Origin of the sequence: Okeania sp. SIO2B9 (genome assembly GCF_010672505.1) — a bacterium.
In the GTDB taxonomy this organism is placed as follows: domain Bacteria; phylum Cyanobacteriota; class Cyanobacteriia; order Cyanobacteriales; family Microcoleaceae; genus Okeania; species Okeania hirsuta.
Genome location: NZ_JAAHGK010001000.1, coordinates 1 through 2,907, shown reverse-complemented (window position 1 = coordinate 2,907; position 2,907 = coordinate 1). Strand labels below are relative to the sequence as shown.

General features: G+C 40.5%; 1 protein-coding gene. It reads right to left on the bottom strand.

The window, feature by feature from the left end:
* Positions 1 to 738: 738 nt before the first annotated feature.
* Positions 739 to 2,907, bottom strand: a 2,169-nt coding sequence (adhE, locus tag F6K13_RS26505) for a bifunctional acetaldehyde-CoA/alcohol dehydrogenase (RefSeq protein WP_287288928.1), incomplete at its 5' end; no start/stop codon positions are given.

The following is a 2,907-nucleotide window of genomic DNA, read 5'->3' as shown; positions in this document are numbered from 1 at the left end:
TGCTATAAAGGTGTTCAATTAAAAGCCCAAGCATAACTTAATTGTTTGTAGTAGAGCTTCAGACCCAAAATATATCATCAAGCTAAATCCCTACTACTCGCAAGTCCAGTAGGGTCGTGTCAAGCTGAAAATGGTGTATTAAATTTTTGAGTATAATTCTTGCTCTGACTAAGGTTTGGAGAATTTTCCTAAAACACTATTTCAAGCTTGACGCGCTAGTAGTGTCGTGTCAAGCTGAAAATGGTGTATTAAATTTTTGAGTATAATTCTTGCTCTGACTAAGGTTTGGAGAATTTTCCTAAAACACTATTTCAAGCTTGACGCGCTAGTAGTAGACTGACACAGCTAAAACTGTGCATTAGCTTTTTCGTATAATTTCTGTTATGGCAAGGTTTGACCGATTTTTTCTAATGCACCATTTAAGGTGTGTCAGTCCAGTAGGGTGTGTTAGCGGAACAAAGTGGAGCGTTACGCACCATTTTTTTGAGTCTTGTCACCTTAATGTCTCCTGTCTTCTTCTTTCATTCTGACTCCTGATTCCTGACTAATGGGTGCGTTACGCTATCGCTAACAGCACCCTACTAACTTCTACTTTTTGGGAATATCATAAGATTAAAACCTTTATCTATCAATGCTTTGATAGTTAATCAGCAAATCCTAAGTATTCAGGTGGACATGATATGACTCCTGAGCAATAGGTACGTTACGCTATCGCTAACAGCACCCTACTGACTTTCTTCAACCTTGTCCTACTACAGCAGGTGTACTTGGAGAAATAATCACAGCACCATTACCATTCAACTCTCTAGAAGTAGCCAAGTCACCATGATAAGCATTGGTCAACAACTGCTTAATATCACTAATCAAAGGATACCGAGGGTTTGAACCCGTACATTGGTCATCAAAAGCTTGGTCTGCCAAATCTTCCAGTTTAGCAAAAAATTCAGCTTCACTCACAGAGACCACATCTTTAATTGCCTTGGGAATACCCACCTGACTTTTCAGCTCTTCAATAGCAGCAATTAACAAATCTACTTTTTCATCCTCAGTTTCTCCACCTAATAGCAAATAATCAGCAATTTGAGAATAACGCCATTTAGCATTAGGATATTTATACTGGGAGAAAGTTGCTTGTTTGAACGGCGCATTGGTAGAGTTGTAACGAATAATATGAGAAATCATCAACGCATTTGCCAAACCGTGGGGAATATGAAAAATAGCTCCTAACTGGTGAGCGATGGAATGGCAAACACCCAAAAAACTGTTAGCAAAAGCCATACCTGCAATTGTTGCAGCGTAGTGCATTTTTTCTCGTGCTTTGGGGTCATTAGCACCATTGTTATAAGCAGAAGGGAGATATCTAAAAATTAATCCAACAGCTTTCAACGCCAGACCATTAGTATATTCAGAAGCTAAAACAGAAACATAAGCTTCCACCGCATGAGTCAAAGCATCTATTCCACCAAAAGCAGTCAAACTTTTCGGCATATTTAATACCAACTCTGGATCGACTATTGCCATACTGGGAGTCAAAGCATAATCTGCCAGAGGATACTTAATATTATTTCGGCGGTCAGTCACCACGGCAAAAGGTGTAACTTCCGAACCTGTACCGGAAGTCGTAGGTACTGCTACCAAAATAGCTTTCTCTCCCAAAGGTGGTAAATCATAAACCCGTTTGCGGATATCCATAAACCGCATTGCCAAACCTTCAAACTCTATTTCTGGATGCTCGTACATCAACCACATAATTTTTGCAGCATCCATAGGAGAACCACCACCAATGGCAATAATCACATCAGGATTAAATTTCCGCATCATATCCAAACCCCGGTTAACAGTATCCAGGGAAGGATCGGGTTCCACATCATAAAAGATGTCATATTTAACTCCAACTTCATCCAGCACATTTTCTAAACCGCGAGTCATCCCGAGTTCATATATGGGTTTATCAGTGACAATGAATGCTCGTTGTTTACCTGCCAACTCTCGCATGGCAGTAGGTAAGGCACCATATTTAAAGTAAATTTTTGGTGGAACGCGGAACCACAACATATTTTCTCGACGTTCTGCCACTGTCTTTATATTTAATAGGTGGTGGGGTTCAACGTTTTCGCTAACAGAGTTACCACCCCATGTTCCACAACCTAGAGTTAAGGAAGGGTCAAGGCGGAAATTATAGATGTCGCCGATCGCTCCTTGGGAAGAAGGAGTATTAATTAGAACCCTGGCTGTTTCGACAGTATCTTCAAATCGTTTAATATGATCTGTATTGGCAGGAGAAGTATATAGAGCTGCTGTATGTCCACGTCCACCAAATTCTACTAAACTTTCGGCTTTGTCTACAGCTTCTTCAAAGGTATTTGCCCGATACATTGCCAAGATAGGGGAAAGTTTTTCGTGGGCAAATGGTTCTTCTTGATTAATATTTTCTACTTCACCAATAATTACTCTGGTATTTTCTGGAATGGAGAAACCTGCCATTTCGGCAATTTTTTGCACGGGTTGGCCGACAATTTCTGCATTCAAGCGTCCGTTGACTATAATTTTGCCTCTCAGTTTGTCTTTTTCTTCTGGAGTTAAGAAATGAGCGCCTCGGTCGATAAATTCTTGTCTTACTGTATCGTAAACACTATCAACTACAACCACTGATTGTTCGCTGGCACAAATCATCCCATTATCAAAGGTTTTACTGAGGATAATTGAAGAGACTGCCATTTTGATTTCGGCAGTTTCGTCAATCAAAGCTGGAGTATTACCAGCACCGACTCCTAGAGATGGATGACCGGAGGAGTAAGCAGCTTTAACCATTCCCGGTCCACCAGTAGCAAGAATCAATTTAATTTCTGAATGCTGCATCAGTTGTTGGGATAGGGGAAGGGTTGGATAGATGAACCAACACTTCCA